Source organism: Xylanibacter rodentium, from assembly GCF_013166575.1.
In the GTDB taxonomy this organism is placed as follows: Bacteria; Bacteroidota; Bacteroidia; order Bacteroidales; family Bacteroidaceae; genus Prevotella; species Prevotella rodentium.
Map to the genome: position 1 here is coordinate 36,054 of NZ_JABKKE010000009.1, position 16,580 is coordinate 52,633.

The following is a 16,580-nucleotide window of genomic DNA, read 5'->3' on the forward strand; positions in this document are numbered from 1 at the left end:
ACGGGCTGCCACGTTTGGCAGCTGGCGGCACCTCTCTGCGTGGTAGGTCTCCGTGTCCGTGCTGCTGGCGGTAACGCGAACAATGGTACGAATGCAGGCGCGTCGTACACGAATACGAATAACACGGCTACGAATGCGAATGCGAACTACTCCGCGCCGCTCAATTTTGCATAAAGAAGAAAAAAGGAAATAAGCTATTATGAGGTGAGCCATGCCCCATGGCAAAAAACAACAACGTAAAAAGGGTGTTAGTAGGGCGCAAGCATCGAAAGCTCCCGAGTATGCAAAGCAGACTAAAAACATGCACAGCATTATAATGAATGAAACGCATAGGCTATTTATTTGACAAGGTTTGCGACCTGGATAACCTGCGCATGGCAGAGGCCAACGCAGGAACAGGCAAAGGCAGCCGCCAGGAGGTGGCACAGTTCCGCGCCAATCTGGAGCAGAACCTGGCAGAACTACGGGCAGAGCTGGTAAATAAAACCTACCACACGTCCGAATATACTTGCTTTATCAAACATGAGCCGAAAGAGCGCGTAATTTTTAAGCTGCCTTACCGCGACCGTGTGGTGCAGTGGGCTATAATGCAAGTGCTGGTGTCTATATGGACACCTATTTTCACCAGCGACACATACGCCTGTATAAAGGGGCGCGGCGTGCACTCTTTGCTGGTGCAGCTGCGTAAAGACTTGCGGAACGACCCAGAGGGCACGAAATACTGCTACAAGATAGACATCCGCAAGTTTTACCCGTCAATAACGCACAGCATACTGAAGCAGGTAGTGCGGGAACGTATAAAAGACCCCGACCTCCTTTGGCTGCTGGACGACATCATCGACAGTGCGGACGGTGTGCCCATTGGCAACTACATAAGCCAATACTTTGCAAATCTGTATCTGGCGGAACTTGACCACATAGCCAAGGAGCAGTGGGGCGTAAAGTATTACTACCGCTACGCGGACGATATAGTCATACTTTCGGACAGCAAAGAGTTTTTGCACGGCATACACACCAAAATGGTGCAGTACCTGGCAGAACACCGACGGCTGGAGCTAAAGCCAAATTATCAGATTTTCCCCGTCGAGGCGAGAGGCATTGACTATGTGGGCTATGTCGTAAGGCATAACTACTGCCTTGCCCGCAAACGCAACAAAAAGGCTCTGTGTAAGATAGTGGCCAAGTTGCGCCACAAAGGGCTGACAGGCGAAGAAATCAGGCTGCGCGTAGCATCAAGGCTGGGCTTTATAGTACATGCAGACAGTAAACATTTAATAAACATTTTAGGCGTGAAAAAATTACATGAAGTTAGAAAGACCCCAGGCAACCACGGGCAAATGGTGGGCGACAAGCTCCACATCGACAAAATAACGGGGCGGGAACTCCACCTGCTGCGCTATGAGCTTACGCCGTCAAAGATGAACTCGGGCGACTGTCTAAAGTTCCAATATGAACTATATGAGCAGCTGCGCGACGACAAAGGCCAGCCGCAGATCGACGAACACGACCAGCCCGTCATGGGCTGGGTTAAGCACATCACCTTTACAGGCTCCAAGACGCTGGCCGAAGACATGGCCGACCTGGACTTGTCAGAGCCTGTGCAGTGCCAGATAGTACGGCAGCCGTGCGGCGACAGAAAAGACCGCGCATTTTACAAGCTGGAGGAATGGAACGAGCCGCAGCAAGCGGTCGGCCAGGAACCTGTACCAGCGAGCCATTAAAAAGACATTTAACAACCATTTAACAACTCATAAAAATGAACACAGCATTTAACCCCCAGCGTCAGAACTATGCAAAGTATGACGACAAGCATTTCCTGCTTTTCCTCAATGAGCAGGAAGCGGAACAGACCAACGAGAACGGCGACACCGTTAAGGGCTACACCTACACAGGCAACCGCCCCGACGGCTCCACGCTCATAGAGGCCACGGACGTAACCGAGGAAAACAAGCGCAGCAAGTTTATTGCTGGCCTTATCGGTACCGAGTACACCACGGACGACCAAATCGCCCTGCTGGCCAACGGCGAGGACAGCAACGAACACGCCGAGGAGCTGGCCATTTTCCACGAAAACAGACGCATGGCAAAAAAGGCCGTGGACGAACTTTTGGCACGTAACATCTAAACCCCTGCACAATGGCACGCACAGTAAAAGAAATAAAAGACGCTATGACGGCCACGTTCTGCCAGGAGCGTGCCGTTGTATCAGCATACGGCCTGAACCCTAAGAAAACCTTTGACCAGCAGTTCAGCAGCGTAAGCATTGAAAACATACTGTTTTACTGCTTTGCTTTCGCTGTCTGGACGCTGGAGGTGCTTTTCGACAAGCACCGCGAGGAAGTGGAAACGAAAATCGAGCAGCTGGAGCCTCACACGCTCCGCTGGTACGTGCGCAAGGCCAAGGCGTTTATGTATGGCCGCCAGCTGGTGCCAGACGCAGACTACTACGACACTGCCGCCATGAGTGAAACGGACATCGACGCTGCCAGGGTGGTAAAATACGCCGTGGCATCAGAGAGTAACACAGTGGTGTATCTGAAAGTGGCCGCCCGCGACGACAAAGGACAGCCCACAAAGCTGAACCCGTCGCAGTTTGCCAGCCTCACCAGCTACATGAACACCGTAAAGGACGCAGGTGTGGCCATTAAGCTGGTAAACGAGGACGCGGACAAGATACAAATCAGCATGGTGGTGTATTACGACCCTACGGCCATGGACAGCAACGGAACGACCAACGACGGCAAGGAACCCGTGGTCGAGGCGGTTAAAGCTGTCATTACCAACCTGCCGTTTAACGGTGTCTTTCGCAAAAGCGACCTGCTGGCTGCCGTTACTGCCGTGCCTGGCGTGGAAGTGGCCGACGTGGAGCGTGTGCGCGTGAAGACGGCCAACGCTGCCGCATTTATGGACGTGGTGGGCTACGACAAGCCTTACAGCGGCTATTATGCCATAGACAGACTTAACATCACTTACAACTCCTACGACGCATTAAATAACCCGACAGCCGAATGATTTACAAAATAGATTTTAGGCGGTTATTTATCAACCTGCTGCCCACGTTCCTGCGACAGCCTGTCATTTACGGCATGTTGCACGCTGGCGCGGTGGTGCTGGGCGATACGACGTATCAGAGCTTTACCGACGCACGCGAAGAACATAACTACAAGCTGAACCATAACGGCCAGGTGTGCTATTTGCGGGCGGTCTTAAATGACGCTTTCGGCGGCGGCTTTGATATTCTGGAGGTGGAGAGGCGGGGCGACTGGCTCTACGCCATTACAGAGAACGGCACGGGCATTTTGCTGACCGTCGGCGAAGACAGCAACGCCGCAGAGGTGGCGGGCGGCCAAAAGGTGCCGTTGGTCTATAACGAGGCACTGCTGAACGCCACGCAAAACAGCTTTATAGTAAGCGTGCCTTATTCCATATACCAGACGAACCTCCCAGCGGTGGCCGCCCTGGTAGATAAATACAAGTTAATCAGTAAACGCGCCATTTACGTGGCGAATAGTTAAAACAAAAATTATGCAAACAGCATCTTATACAACAGTGAAGACAGCGACGGGCGGCGAGGGTAAATACCCGCTTTCTACCCAAACGCTGGAATTTATACAGCAGCAAATTTTACTGCTGCAAGAAATAGTCGCCATTTGCGGCGGTAAGGTCATTATAAGAGAGCCTGACGGCACCAACACGGGGCTCCTGGCTCTTAACGGCGAGGTGCTGCACATAGCAGCCACCCCGAAGCTAACAACGTCTATAAAATACGTGTTAGTTACCACCAAGAAGACCGACATCCTGGCAGACGGCGAAACATACAAGGAAGCCCGCACGGTGCGCACGGCCAAGTTCTCCGCGTCGCAGTCCACTGCCGACAACGTGGAGACCTACAAAATAGGCGACTTTGTGAAGCTGACCTCAAACTCCACGCTGGCCGAAAAGGTCAATAATATGCCGTCCATAGTCCTGCAATACCTTTCGGACACCCTGGCAAGCAAGCTCGACCGCCTGACGCTCACAAACGCGACACAGGCGCAAATAAACGGCCTGAAAAATGCCTGCGTGGTGAACTGCATAGACAGCGTGGCCGTTCTGGGCTTTAAGAACTACTGCCTCACAGTTAAATGTGTCGGCAGCGGTGTGGTGGAACAGGTACTGACCACGACAGAGGGCGCAGAGTATTACAGAGCATATAACGCGGCCACGAAAAAGTGGTCGGGCTGGTCTGTCATTTCCGACAGTATGCACATAGAGGTCAAGAGCGTGGGCAGCACTCTGTATGTGCGTCATGGCGTGCTTCCCGTAGATGCAAAAATCATCTTACTGCGCAAAAAGAAGCGCAGCGGCTGGCGCAGAACAGGCGGGGACAAGTCCTACACCCAGAACAAAGGAAAGAGGCAGAGACGGCAAAAGAAGCTGCAATATGTCCACTTTAAGGGTGTCATATTGTCAAAGGGCGAACCTGGTAAATGGTATGTACCCAAATGTGTGGACGTAAGAGACAAGAACGTCGACGCTAACCTCATAGACAGGGAGGTCAGCTCCATAGCTGGCCTGCTGGTAAAGCAGAAGCAGCCGAACAAGAACGGCGGCCTTGTCTATAAGCTGGCAGGTGTCCGCAAGTACCTGACCAAGACAGAAACGGGCAAAAACTTTAAGCGTAGCGGCTACATAAACATGGCCGTCCAGGTGGCGAAGCTCAACGACAAGTGGGGAAAAGACGCAGGCGGCGAACTGGCGCGCTTTAAGCTGCGAGTCGCGCCCAAAAAGGTGTATGCTGGCTCGTCTGGTGGTATCTTTACGCCACAGCACGATAGATATAAGCACGTTTATATACGCACGTTTTCGGTCGAATAGGGACAAAAAAAGATAGTGGGGAGAAATCCTCACTATCAAGTCCCTGCGGTCGTAACTCAATGTGTGCCGTGCTCAAATTCCTGTTTTTTCAAGGTCTTTTTTAATGAAATCACCAAATTTTCGGAAGCCTTTAGCTCCACGCGGGTAATTCCAAGTGCAAAGGGACGACGTTAAACGATGCGGACTGAACCCTATTAAGGCCAAGCCTGTGTTTCAGGGTTAGGCGCAGCAAGTTGCTCGGACAGTCCCCACATTCCAGGGACGAGCAATAGACCGAAGCCCAAATAACATGCTGCAAAATTAGTCATTTTTGGCAAACTGCGCAAGCAAACATGGATAAAATCAGTATATTATGAATGAAAAAAGTATTTAAGACATCACCGCTGCCGTTTAGAGGGCAGAAACGCTACTACATTAAGCGGTTTAGCTCTGTTCTGGAGCAGTGCGAAGACATTACAACAGTCGTCGACCTTTTCGGCGGCTCTGGCCTGCTTTCACGCGTGGCAAAAGACAAACTGCCAAATGCCCGCGTAATTTACAACGACTTCGACCACTTTAACAAGCGCGTGGAAATGATAGACCGCACAAATGCGCTCTGCGCCGAAATTGCGCCGCTTGTCAAAGGTGTGGAAGATAACAAGCGAATACCTGACGACATAAAGCAGGAGTGCTTAAAGCTCATGCGAAAGTATGAGCAAACAGGAGCAGTCGATTATATCACGCTTTCTGCGTCGCTGCTGTTTTCTGGTAATTGGGCAACAAGTTACGAACAGTTTGCAAAGCAGACGTTCTATAACAGAGCTGTAAACACACATTACGATGCAGCAGGTTATTTCGACGGGCTGGAAATTCGGCATCAAGATTATAGGGAATTGTTCGCAGAGTTCAAAGACCAGGAAAATGTGCTGTTTATTCTCGACCCGCCTTATTTGCAGACAGAAGTAACAGCGTACAAAAGCGACACATATTGGCAGCTGAAAGACTATTTAGACGTGTTAAACATGCTGAAAGGCACAAAATATGTCTTTTTCACGTCTGGAAAGTCCCAAATAATCGACCTTTGCAAGTGGATAAATACAAACTTTCCAAATGCAGAGCTGCTGAAAGGTGCAGAACTTTGGGAGCAAAACAGCAGAGTGAACGACTTTAACAGCTACAAAGACATTATGATTGCGAAAGTATCAGCATAAAACGCCCAGAAAGGCCACAGAAATGGCCGACAAACGCTTTGAAATGTTTTGCTGGTAAGTTGTGGGGCAGAGAAAGAAAAGAGTGCGACAAAGGCTTAAAATGCGCTGCGTGAAATGAGGCGGAAAGCTGGAGCCGAAAGCTGGGACGAAAAGCCAAACGGCAGAATAAAATAAACGCTGGTTAAAAGCCTTTCAAAAGGTCTTTAATCAGCGTTTTTATGTCGTTCAAATTCTTTCCAATTCTCCAAACATTGGAAAGAAAAGCCGTTTTTTTTGAGAGAAAAAAGGAAGCGAAAAAAAGAGAGTTTTTGCTCGTTTCGTTTTCAAAATGCTGCTCGTTTCGTTTTCGCGATTATACATATCGAAATACTACAATAGAAATATATTCATACAAAGAGATTCGGGCGGTTCTTCAAAGTTATGAGCCTCTGTACATAATGCACCCAAAAAGTTTTTTATGACTTTTTGGGTGCTGTTCAAACGGTTGGTCGTAATTTCAAAATCGGGTAATCATTCCAAACAGAATTGTGGCGGGAATCAGAGGCTCTGCGGCCCCAATTTTTAGAAAAGCGGATTACATCTGACCGATTGTCTTCATCACATCCTCCGCAACCAAATCCTCGCGCAAGCGGTTGGCGACAAGGAAATCGGCAAGCACGTAACGGTCGACAAACTCCTTGCGGGCACCGTAGCAGAGCACCTTCATGTCGGAGCTGCCGAAATGGCGGGCAATCTTCTCACCGAAACCGCCTTCAACGGCACCGTCCTCAAGAGTCACCACAACACGATGGTCGCTCTTCAGACTTTCCATGAGCGCGGTGTCGACACCGGTGATGTAACGCGGATTGACGAGCGTAGCATCGATACCCTTTTCCCTCAGCACGGCGCAGACTTTCTCACCGAGCGTGAAGAAATTGCCGAGAGCGAGCACGGCCACATCCTTTCCGCGGCTCACCACCTCGTAACGGTTTAGGCACGAGTAATCCGTGGGCACGGGGCGACGGGCCGGAACGGTAAGTCCCACCGGCACACGTATGGCCACGGGATGCTCCCTATAGCCGATACTCCAGTCGAGCATGGCGAGATATTCCTCACGGTTGGTCGGGGCGAGATATACAAGATTGGGAATGTTGGAGAGCAGAGGTATATCGAAATGGCAAAGATGAGTGACATCGGTCATAGTCGAAAGCGAACCCCACAGAACGAGTATCGTGGCCGGACTGTCATTGATACACAGGTCCTGCGACACTTGGTCGTAAGCACGCTGCACGAACGAGCTGCACACACCGAACACCGGCTTGCCTCCGGCTTTGGCTATGCCGGAGGCAAGAGCCACGGCGTGTTCCTCGGCAATACCGACATCGACAAATTGCGGGCCGGCCTCATTGCGACGCTCTGGTGTCCATGCCCATATTCCGGGCGTTCCGGCAGTAATGGCACAGACGGCAGGGTCGTTCTTCATCAGCTTCAGCAGATGGGTGGCCGTCAGTTCGTCATAGTTCTCGGCGGCGGACACATGTTTCAGCTCGCCCGTAGCAATGTCGAACGGCCCACTCCAGTGCCAACGCTCCTTGTCGGCTTCGGCCGGCGCGTAGCCCTTACCCTTCAGCGTGTTGATATGCACCACTATCGGATGGTCGATATCCTTCACTTTCACGAACGCCTCTATGAGCGACGGTATGTCGTTGCCCTTGTCAACGTATATGTAGTCAAGGCCCATGGCCCGGAACAGATTGTTGGCGCAGGTTCCGCCGCTGTGGCGCAGCTCTTCAAGATTGCCGTACAGGCCGCCATGGTTCTCGGCTATGGACATCTGGTTGTCGTTGACCACGATGATGAAGTTGGTGCCCAGTTCGGCCGCCCAGTCAAGTCCCTCAAGAGCCTCGCCGCCGCTCAACGAGCCGTCGCCTATAACGGCAATCACATTGTGCTTTCCGCCCACAAGGTCACGCCCCTTTGCCAGTCCGCCGGCAAGACTCACCGATGTAGACGTATGCCCGATGACGAAATTGTCGTGCTCGCTCTCCGACGGCTCGGTATATCCCGACACATCGTCGTAACGCTCTTCGCTGAGAAACGCTCCGGCGCGTCCTGTAAGCATCTTGTGGGCATAACTCTGGTGTGACACATCGAACACAATCTTGTCCTCAGGCGAGTCAAACACATAGTGCATGGCAATGGTGGCCTCGACCATGCCGAGATTGGGACCACAGTGGCCGCCATGGCGGCTGAGTTTCTCGATGAGCAACGTGCGCATCTCCACTGCCAGTTCGTTCATCTCCTCCAGCGCGAGACGTTTCACGTCGGCCGGAGACTGGATTTTGTTTATGTACTTCATATGTATGTTTATGTTGTATTTTGTTTGTATCGATTCGAATTATGAAAATACATTCCTGCCATACCGCAGTCCGGGCAAACAGGCTTTGACGATGCAAAATTACATTATCCACACCTTTTTCCGCATAACCAAAACAAGGAAAAAGATACCACTATTACGGTTTGTGTGTCTTATTTTGCCTCACACGCAATTAATCACTCCGCCTTACGTTAAATATAATATCATGCGAACAGAAAGATTTTCAAATTTCGAATTACTGAGATTGTTCTCGATATTCCTCATCCAGACAATGCACATCATAGGGCCGATACACAATCATCCCGACATGTCGTTTATGAACATACAGATAGAATCACTCGTAAATATCATAGGCAACACAGGAGTGACATGCTTCGTACTGCTGTCGGGATGGTTCGGGATAAAAAGAGACATCGGCAAATTTTTCAATCTCCTCATTGTCTCCATAGTCTATTCGATGCTCACCGCAGCCTGTCTTTCGGGCGGTGATATCAAAAGTATACTGATGTCGGCATGGGGCATTCTGTGCTACAAGAACTGGTTCATTGGATGCTACTTCGTACTGATGTTCATTGCGCCATGGCTCAACGAATCTGTGGATAAAGGCGACAGGGACAGTATAAGGAAATTGCTCGCGACACTCATAATAGCCATCGGCTTAATACCAACACTGACTCACGCACCAAACGGCAGCGTAGTCTTTTGGCACGGCAAGTGCATCGCCTGGATCGTCACTCTGTATCTGACCGGAAGATATCTGCGCCGATACCATCCCGACGGCCCATCGACAGCGACAGCTGCCAAGATGATGCTGACGCCTATGGGATTTCTTTTTCTGTTCCGCTTCAGTGTCAGTTTGCTTCCCGCACGGTTCAGTGGTTTAAGGGATTATCTATCGGGCGATTCTTCCCCATTGATAATGCTTGAAGCCATCGGCATTTTCTATATGTTCAAGTCACTGAACATCAAGTCAGGAACAATCAACTACATGGCCAAAAGCGTATTCCCGATTTATCTTATGGGAGGAGCAATAGCATTGTTGGACAAGCACATATACCACATCAGCGATAATAGTGGAAGCATGATGCTTTCATTGCTTATTGTTGCCGATGCCGCCACTATAATGCTGGCTGCCACCGTCATAGACAAGACTTACTATCTGCTGTTCGGAACCTTACAACAACGGATGGTGATGCAAATGACACGTTTATACGAAAAAGCGAAGACGCTTACCGCCCCACTGATAAGAAAGTTCTGAACATGACATTTTTTATTGAAACAGCATAAAGACTCTATATGTTTTCTCGCCATGGCTGAGCTGAAACAAGTTTCACTCTGCTCATCCGGCTTAACGAAAACGTTCATATTCATGCGCGTTTTCTCGCCATGGCAGAGCTGAAACAAGTTTCACTCTGCTCATCTGGCTTAACGAAAACGTTGGATTTATTCTGAAAAAAACGCATTTTATTTTTCGTGAAATAGAAAAGCCGGAAGGCCTTCCCGGCTTACTTTACACACGTTTTCCGCACTGTTTTCTTGCCGTAAGGCCCTCCCGACACTCCCGGAACGGCCGTTTTGCATTGCAATAAGGCCTGTTTCGCAATGCAACAACGGCCTTATTGCAATGCAAAACGACCCTCTCTGCTTTCTTGACAAAGCCTCGGCTACATAACCTGCTGACTGTCAGCGCTCCCCATTTAAAGCAAAAATCGCGATTTTCGGGCCGTTGGCAGGAAATCGCATATCCGACACCGCTTAACATACGTTAAAGTAAAGAAAGTTCAGAATGACTGTCACGTTCCGGACACATTACGGCACTTCACTACAAATATCGTGGAATTGATGCCACTATGAGGCCTTTGCAACTGACTTATTACACAGGCAAGTAAGTATTAAAGAATGTTTATGTCCGTGCCGTGTAACGTGAAATAAAGAATAAAACATATAAAAACGTAAAACAGCAACGACAAAATCCTACACATGACATAAATAGTACGTATATTTGCAGATACGCTGAATCAACCTACGTATCCAATTAAGATGAACCACAAAACTCTTACGACAACGCTGATCATAGCTTTCAGCATCACGGCGGCGGCACAACGCACTATGGTAGTGACAGATGCCGAAACAGGCGTTCCGATAAGAGATGTGCAGATATTTGTAAACGGTGACGACAACAACCGTATCGTCACCGACTACAAAGGTGAATTCATTGTCCCGGATACTGCCGGCAACCTGACTCTATGCCACCGGAAATACGAAAAACGACTGATGGACGACAAAGAATTTGCCGATACCATCAGTCTGCTGCCCAACTACAACCGTCTGAACGAACTCGTTGTGAAGGGCAAGTCGCCGAAAATAAACATGAACATTATGGCGGCTACTAAAATGGCGGCTCTGACAGCACCACACCCTAAAACACTGGCCACATTCGATTTCTTCGACATATTCACAGCCAAGAAACGGAAAAAAACGCGCAAGCGCATAGAGGCCATCAAGGACTACTGACACGAACACATATCCCGGGAACTTCATCAACAAGAGCTGCCGTCACTCTCCGTCATCCGTTCCCGTCAATATCATCTTCATCGCACTTTCCCCCACTGATTTGCTACTGTTCCTTTTTTACGGCTGCTGAAATCAGAATCATGCAACTTGGCATATGCACGTATATATTTGCGCAGAGCCGATACCATCTCCTGGGTTTCCTGAAGCATGTTGATGTACACATACATCACTGTCATCGACGACGGGTCGACCTCGCGCAACTGGCGGTAAAGACGATGATATGTGTCAGACAACATGTCCTTTATGTCGTCACAACGACGACGCAATGCCGGAACTTGCTCCGATGTACCGTTGTTGACCATGTCAAACACTTCGGTGAAAAGAACACTTATATGTCCGCGCATCACCTCAAACTCGGATATGTATCTCGACGGCAGCGGGTGGAAATTGTTGTCTACATGCTCACGGCATATCTCATTGATGCGGCGCAGATTGTAAAGCACATTCATACAACAGTTGTTACTGAGATGGAACCAGGCATTCTTCTCTATCGCCATCTCGTGACTCACACGGCGCAAACATAATGTCTCCTTACGACGGGCATTCTTCAACATACTTTTACTACGCAACAGACTCGCTTCCGTCTTGCCAAGAGTTCCGGCATTTTCGTTTATGAATGCATCCGTGATCTTGCCATAGCTCTCTTCTGCAAAGCGCAAGAACTTCTTTTGCTGTTCCATGACGTATATGAGCAACAGTTCCCATGTCCTTGTCTTGTCGTCGGTGGTAAGGATTGTCTGAAACAGAGTGTCGCCATCGTCCTCGGCTTTCTTCATCCGGAAACGTCGGTTGCTGCGCACGATGATGAATATGGTAAGCACGGCAAGCCCTATCATGGCCCAATGACCGCCTACGTACATCAACACCACGATAACTCCGGCACCGATAAAGGCCGCTCCGGCGGTAAGGAACCATCCGCCGATGACGGATATGACGCCCGTTACACGGAACACGGCACTCTCACGTCCCCATGCCCGGTCGGCAAGCGACGTACCCATGGCCACCATAAAAGTGACAAAGGTGGTGGACAAAGGGAGCTTGAGCGACGTGCCGAATGCTATGAGAGCGCCGGCAAGCACAAGGTTTATCGAACCGCGGATAAGATCGAAGGACGCCCCCTGCTCCATTATCATCTCATCGATGTTGAAACGTCGGTTGAACCATGCACGTACATTGCGCGGCGTATTATCCCTGACCCAATAAAACAGAGAGATAGTCCACCGCACAAGCCGGCGGGCAATACGCGACGAACCGAATATCTCGTCACCGCCCTGCTGACTGCCCAATCCTATCTCGGTCTTCGACACGTTACGGGTCTTCTTGGATGTGGAGAGGGCCACCACCATAATCACTCCGGCAGCGATCAGGAACACCACCGGAGTATCGGCCGGACCGTTGAGAGAGTTCATCAGATAGCCGTGGGCATCACCGCCACCATTGGCAATATAATCCTGATAAGATGCCAACCCGCTGAGCGGCACACCGATAAAATTGACAAGGTCGTTGCCGGCAAAGGCCATGGCCAAGGCAAACGTTCCCATCAGCACGACGATTTTCAGTACGTTGACTTTCAATGCATGCAACAACTGCATAAGCACCGTAAACACTGCAAAGCATCCGCCAAGGATAAGACTTGTGTTGGCACCTATCCATTCCTTCGCATCGGGCGTCATGAACGAAAGATCTTTCACACCTTTTATCAGCATAAAATAGATAATGGCTGTCGAGCATATTCCGCCATAAATGCCGATATTCCACTTAAGATGTCTGCGATAGTTGAACGAAAACACCATTCGCGCAACAAACTGCACTATCATACCGAACACAAAAGCTATTGCCACCGACAGGAATATACCCATTATAATGGTAAGTGCCTTCTCGGTGTTGAGCAGTTCGCTGAGCCCCTGTTCAATACCACCGGACATCTTGATCAGAGCCATCACAAAGGTTGCTCCGAACAGTTCGAACACCATCGACACAGTGGTGGAGGTGGGCATGCCAAGTGTGTTGAACATGTCGAGCAGTATGATGTCGGTCACCACTACAGCCATGAAGATACACATCAGTTCGTAGAACGTAAAGTATTCCGGTCTGAAAATGCCATGACGGGCTATCTCCATCATGCCGTTGCTCATGGACGCTCCAAGAAACACGCCTATCGACGCCACTATGATTATACGCTTGAAAGGAGCGGCCTTGGACCCGATGGCCGAATTGAGAAAGTTTACAGCATCATTGCTTACACCCACTGACAAGTCAAACACTGCCAGGAGAAGCAGGAAAACGATTACAAATAAAAACAATATGTCCATAATCTCTTAAATATAAAGTCATGTTTATAATCTGCATGCAAAGTAAAGATGAAGTTGTTTCATAAATGTTTCATTATCTTTAAGTATTTGTGAAGTTTGTGAAAAAACAGTAACTTTGCAGGATGAAGTTACGAAAAGAGTGTATTTTATTGGAAATGAACGTATGTTAATCGCTCATGATAGTAATAGGTTACGATTTAGTTAGTTATCTGCTGCATTATTCTTCTGCGCATTGCGTAACCTTCAAAGAACTCTTCGTATGCAAAAGTAACAATAAAACGGGAGATTTTGATATGAATCTCCCTGATTTTTTCTATCTCATACAAGTTTTTCCGTAAAAGCGGCTTTATTCGTCGGCACACCATCGTACAAAAGGATTTTGAACGAACGTGTGCCGACTATCGCATAAGCGGAGAAAAGGGCTTTGCCTCACGCCTAAACAACAGTTTAGACTGATGAGGCAAGGCCCATTTCTTTTATGCTTATGCCAAAGAGGAGCTTTTACGGTTTTTCAGATGATTTTTCTTTTTCGCTGTTCCTTTGAGCCGGAAGCGGAAAGCCGTGTATGACCGCTTGTCCATAAATGGAACAAGCCGTCACCCACAGCAGGCAAACTGGGAAGAATGATTTTATCTGCCCGCCCCGACGCGTCTGGCCAGACAGATAAAACCATACTTCCTTACAGGTGGTTTGCCCGGTTTCACGTTGCCGGCTACGTTCTTTTTTTGTTGGGAGCTTCCTGTTTTCACGGATTTCTCTTTTGAAGTTTTCTGTCTAATCTGCCTCTACTTCCGTTTACCTCCATTTTCGCGCCTTTCAGTGAGCCGCATCAGGCAGTCATTTCCGTTCTGGGCGCAAAGGTAACTCCGGGATTTGACGGGAAAGCAAGGTCAAGCCTCCTGTTTTCGGGAAAAATCTCCAGCCCTGTGGGTGGTATTTTTCCCGAAAAACCTTGCATTCCCTAATCCCTACCTTTTTAAGCACCCGAAACGAAAACGACCGATGCGACAGAAAGACGCATTAAAAAAAATGTCGGATAAACGAGAGGCAGATAAGATAGTTTGAAACTCAACTCCCTCAGCTCTTGAATCCGCATTAAAAAACAAAAAATCAAAAACAGCAAAGATATGACAGCAACGGCAGATTTCAGACAAATGGCGCAATACATTGGGCTTGCGATGTGCAGCTTAATCATGCGCACCGCCTTTTGGGTGTTCGGCATCATTTGGGGCATCGTCAGAGAGATAGTAAACGGAGTGTTCCGAGTGGCGATAGGTGTAATAGTGGCTATCCTTTCCACAATCGTCTTTTTCGGCTTCATCCTTTGGTTATTCACCCTTTAATCCTTAATCGACATGGCAAAGAGAAGAAGCAAGACAGTAGAGCAACAATGCAGATACTATGAGGTGGACAACATATTCGAGTACATGGTGGAAACATACATCAACGGCAATATATCCGTGTTCCGTGAACTCTACCACGAACTGAACAAGGACGCACGGAAGGACTTTACAGACTTCCTTTTGAGCGAGGTTGAGCCGACATATTGGAGAGAGATACTGAAACAGACAATCTAAAGCGACAGCGATATGAAAACGACAGACCATTTCAAGAGAACGATACAGATGTATTTGGAGCAACGTGCAGCGGAAGATGCGCTCTTTGCGAAGAACTACCGCAACCCTGCCAAGAACATAGACGATTGTGTGACCTACATTCTGAACTATGTGCAGAAAAGCGGTTGCAACGGCTTCACGGACGGCGAGATATACGGACAAGCCGTACACTACTATGACGAGAACGAGATAGAGGTGGGCAAGCCTATCCAATGCCACATAGCCGTGAACCATGTGGTGGAACTCACCGCAGAGGAAAAGGCGGAGGCACGGCAGAACGCTATCCGACAATACCAAGAGGAGGAAGTCCGCAAGTTGCAAAACCGCAACAAGCCTAAGACCGCCAAACAGACAACCCAAGTTCAACAATCCTTATTCGACTTTTGATTATGAAACCGAGAACACGCATACAGCAGGAAGTCGCACGTTTGAGCAAGCGGCTACCGAGATTGAACGCCACACAAAAGGCATACGCTTTCCGCCATTGCTTCAAGCATTATGCAATCAAGAGAGCGGACGGCACGAACATCTGCACTGAGTGCGGACATTCGTGGAAGAGCGACCACGACCTTGCAGACACCCTTTGCGGATGTATCTGCCCACATTGCGGTATGCAGTTGGAAGCGTTGCGCACCCGAAAGAGTGTTTTCAGCGAGAACGAGTACTTCTCCATCGTCACCACCAGCAAGCAGCACCAAGTGATACGCTTCTTCTTCGTGAAGTCCCGATACAAGGCAGGGCAAGCAGCCGAGTATTCAATCTATGAGGTGGTGCAAAGGTGGATTTCACCCGATGGAAAGACAACGACCATTGCCCGACTGCGTGGTATGTCAATGTTGTATTACGACCAATGGGCGGAATACAGCGACATGGAGGTACGCAAGAACAACAGACTTCACGCATACGATATAGCACCTATGTGTACCTATCCCCGACAGCGTTTCATCCCCGAACTGAAACGCAACGGCTTCAAGGGGGATTATCACAACACACTGCCGTATGACCTTTTCACGGCTATCCTTTCCGACAGCCGAGCCGAAACACTCTTGAAGGCAGGGCAATACCCCATGTTACGCCACTACATCCGCAGTTCCTTCGACATGGAGAGGTATTGGGCATCCGTGAAGATATGTATCCGCAACGGCTATACCATTTCGGACGGCTCAATGTGGCGTGACACCATAGACCTGCTCCGTCATTTCGGCAAGGACACGAACAGCCCGAAATACGTCTGCCCTGCCGACCTCAAAGCCGAACACGACATATTGGTGGCAAAGCGCAACCTGCAAAGGGAGCGTAAGCGGACGGAACAGCAACGGCAAAAGGCGATTGAGGACGAGAAAAACTATCTGAAAAACAAAGGAATGTTCTTCGGGTTGATGTTCTCCGACAACCTTATCCTTATCAAAGTTATTGAGAGCGTGGAGGAAATGGAAGCAGAGGGAAAAGCCATGCACCATTGCGTGGGTGGCTACCATAGAAGAAAAGACTCCCTTATCCTATCCGCCACCATTGACGGCAAACGGATTGAAACGATAGAAGTGTCACTGAAAACGCTGAAAGTGGTACAGAGCAGAGGGGTATGCAATTCCAATACCGAGTACCACGACCGCATCATCCGGCTTGTGGAGGACAATACCGAACTTATCCGTCAGCGGATGAACGCAGCATAATA

Annotated in this window: 14 protein-coding genes; 12 read left to right on the forward strand and 2 right to left on the reverse strand. The window is 49.2% G+C overall.

Features of this window, described 5'->3' with window-relative positions:
• Positions 1 to 320 precede the first annotated feature (320 nt).
• The 6 genes from HPS55_RS06700 to HPS55_RS06725 all read left to right on the forward strand — a co-directional run bounded on the left by HPS55_RS06700 (position 321) and on the right by HPS55_RS06725 (position 6,047).
• On the forward strand, positions 321 to 1,721 hold the full coding sequence (locus HPS55_RS06700; RefSeq protein WP_172324841.1) for a reverse transcriptase/maturase family protein: 1,401 nt from the start codon (positions 321 to 323) through the stop codon (positions 1,719 to 1,721).
• A gap of 35 nt (positions 1,722 to 1,756) precedes the next feature.
• Positions 1,757 to 2,125 carry a hypothetical protein gene (locus HPS55_RS06705; RefSeq protein ID WP_172324843.1) on the forward strand — a complete coding sequence of 123 codons (369 nt, stop codon included), beginning with the start codon at positions 1,757 to 1,759 and terminating at the stop codon, positions 2,123 to 2,125.
• An 11-nt stretch (positions 2,126 to 2,136) separates the two neighbouring features.
• The gene (locus tag HPS55_RS06710) at positions 2,137 to 3,012 is read left to right on the forward strand and encodes a hypothetical protein (protein ID WP_172324845.1); all 876 of its coding nucleotides are present in this window, start codon (positions 2,137 to 2,139) and stop codon (positions 3,010 to 3,012) included.
• Positions 3,009 to 3,515 carry a hypothetical protein gene (locus tag HPS55_RS06715; protein WP_172324847.1) on the forward strand — a complete coding sequence of 169 codons (507 nt, stop codon included), beginning with the start codon at positions 3,009 to 3,011 and terminating at the stop codon, positions 3,513 to 3,515. Before HPS55_RS06710 ends, HPS55_RS06715 begins: the two co-directional genes overlap by 4 nt.
• A 10-nt stretch (positions 3,516 to 3,525) precedes the next feature.
• Entirely contained in the window at positions 3,526 to 4,857 is a 1,332-nt protein-coding gene (locus HPS55_RS06720; RefSeq protein WP_172324849.1) for a hypothetical protein, read from the forward strand.
• A gap of 356 nt (positions 4,858 to 5,213) precedes the next feature.
• A complete protein-coding gene (locus HPS55_RS06725; RefSeq protein ID WP_172324852.1) occupies positions 5,214 to 6,047 on the forward strand; it encodes a DNA adenine methylase in 834 nt (277 codons plus the stop codon).
• Positions 6,048 to 6,621: 574 nt separating this feature from the next.
• Here the strand turns inward: HPS55_RS06725 and HPS55_RS06730 are convergent.
• On the reverse strand, positions 6,622 to 8,385 hold the full coding sequence (locus HPS55_RS06730) for a 1-deoxy-D-xylulose-5-phosphate synthase (protein ID WP_172176930.1): 1,764 nt from the start codon (positions 8,383 to 8,385) through the stop codon (positions 6,622 to 6,624).
• A 223-nt stretch (positions 8,386 to 8,608) separates the two neighbouring features.
• Between HPS55_RS06730 and HPS55_RS06735 the strand changes: the two genes are divergently transcribed.
• Positions 8,609 to 9,661, forward strand: a complete 1,053-nt coding sequence (locus HPS55_RS06735) for an acyltransferase family protein (protein WP_172176932.1) — start codon at positions 8,609 to 8,611, stop codon at positions 9,659 to 9,661.
• 782 nt (positions 9,662 to 10,443) lie between these two features.
• On the forward strand, positions 10,444 to 10,917 hold the full coding sequence (locus HPS55_RS06740) for a hypothetical protein (protein WP_172176934.1): 474 nt from the start codon (positions 10,444 to 10,446) through the stop codon (positions 10,915 to 10,917).
• A 77-nt stretch (positions 10,918 to 10,994) separates the two neighbouring features.
• Here the strand turns inward: HPS55_RS06740 and HPS55_RS06745 are convergent, their stop codons facing one another.
• Positions 10,995 to 13,289, reverse strand: a complete 2,295-nt coding sequence (locus HPS55_RS06745) for an inorganic phosphate transporter (RefSeq protein ID WP_172176936.1) — start codon at positions 13,287 to 13,289, stop codon at positions 10,995 to 10,997.
• A gap of 1,127 nt (positions 13,290 to 14,416) precedes the next feature.
• Between HPS55_RS06745 and HPS55_RS06750 the strand changes: the two genes are divergently transcribed.
• Genes HPS55_RS06750 through HPS55_RS06765 form a run of 4 tightly spaced genes read left to right on the forward strand, consistent with a single transcriptional unit; the run spans position 14,417 to position 16,578 of the window.
• The gene (locus tag HPS55_RS06750; protein ID WP_120139199.1) at positions 14,417 to 14,632 is read left to right on the forward strand and encodes a hypothetical protein; all 216 of its coding nucleotides are present in this window, start codon (positions 14,417 to 14,419) and stop codon (positions 14,630 to 14,632) included.
• A gap of 12 nt (positions 14,633 to 14,644) precedes the next feature.
• Complete coding sequence (locus HPS55_RS06755; RefSeq protein WP_032947780.1) at positions 14,645 to 14,866, forward strand: hypothetical protein; 222 nt, start codon at positions 14,645 to 14,647, stop codon at positions 14,864 to 14,866.
• A gap of 12 nt (positions 14,867 to 14,878) precedes the next feature.
• Positions 14,879 to 15,292 carry a PcfK-like family protein gene (locus tag HPS55_RS06760; protein WP_007840032.1) on the forward strand — a complete coding sequence of 138 codons (414 nt, stop codon included), beginning with the start codon at positions 14,879 to 14,881 and terminating at the stop codon, positions 15,290 to 15,292.
• Between the two features lie 2 nt (positions 15,293 to 15,294).
• Complete coding sequence (locus HPS55_RS06765) at positions 15,295 to 16,578, forward strand: PcfJ domain-containing protein (RefSeq protein WP_172324854.1); 1,284 nt, start codon at positions 15,295 to 15,297, stop codon at positions 16,576 to 16,578.
• Positions 16,579 to 16,580 lie beyond the last annotated feature (2 nt).

Coding starts and splice junctions, on each gene's coding strand:
- HPS55_RS06705 (WP_172324843.1), top strand. CDS start 1,757: ATGAACACAGCATTTAACCCCCAGCGTCAGAACTATGCAAAGTATGAC.
- HPS55_RS06720 (WP_172324849.1), top strand. CDS start 3,526: ATGCAAACAGCATCTTATACAACAGTGAAGACAGCGACGGGCGGCGAG.
- HPS55_RS06740 (WP_172176934.1), top strand. CDS start 10,444: ATGAACCACAAAACTCTTACGACAACGCTGATCATAGCTTTCAGCATC.
- HPS55_RS06750 (WP_120139199.1), top strand. CDS start 14,417: ATGACAGCAACGGCAGATTTCAGACAAATGGCGCAATACATTGGGCTT.
- HPS55_RS06760 (WP_007840032.1), top strand. CDS start 14,879: ATGAAAACGACAGACCATTTCAAGAGAACGATACAGATGTATTTGGAG.
- HPS55_RS06700 (WP_172324841.1), top strand. CDS start 321: ATGAAACGCATAGGCTATTTATTTGACAAGGTTTGCGACCTGGATAAC.
- HPS55_RS06735 (WP_172176932.1), top strand. CDS start 8,609: ATGCGAACAGAAAGATTTTCAAATTTCGAATTACTGAGATTGTTCTCG.
- HPS55_RS06765 (WP_172324854.1), top strand. CDS start 15,295: ATGAAACCGAGAACACGCATACAGCAGGAAGTCGCACGTTTGAGCAAG.
- HPS55_RS06710 (WP_172324845.1), top strand. CDS start 2,137: ATGGCACGCACAGTAAAAGAAATAAAAGACGCTATGACGGCCACGTTC.
- HPS55_RS06725 (WP_172324852.1), top strand. CDS start 5,214: ATGAAAAAAGTATTTAAGACATCACCGCTGCCGTTTAGAGGGCAGAAA.
- HPS55_RS06745 (WP_172176936.1), bottom strand. CDS start 13,289: ATGGACATATTGTTTTTATTTGTAATCGTTTTCCTGCTTCTCCTGGCA.
- HPS55_RS06730 (WP_172176930.1), bottom strand. CDS start 8,385: ATGAAGTACATAAACAAAATCCAGTCTCCGGCCGACGTGAAACGTCTC.
- HPS55_RS06715 (WP_172324847.1), top strand. CDS start 3,009: ATGATTTACAAAATAGATTTTAGGCGGTTATTTATCAACCTGCTGCCC.
- HPS55_RS06755 (WP_032947780.1), top strand. CDS start 14,645: ATGGCAAAGAGAAGAAGCAAGACAGTAGAGCAACAATGCAGATACTAT.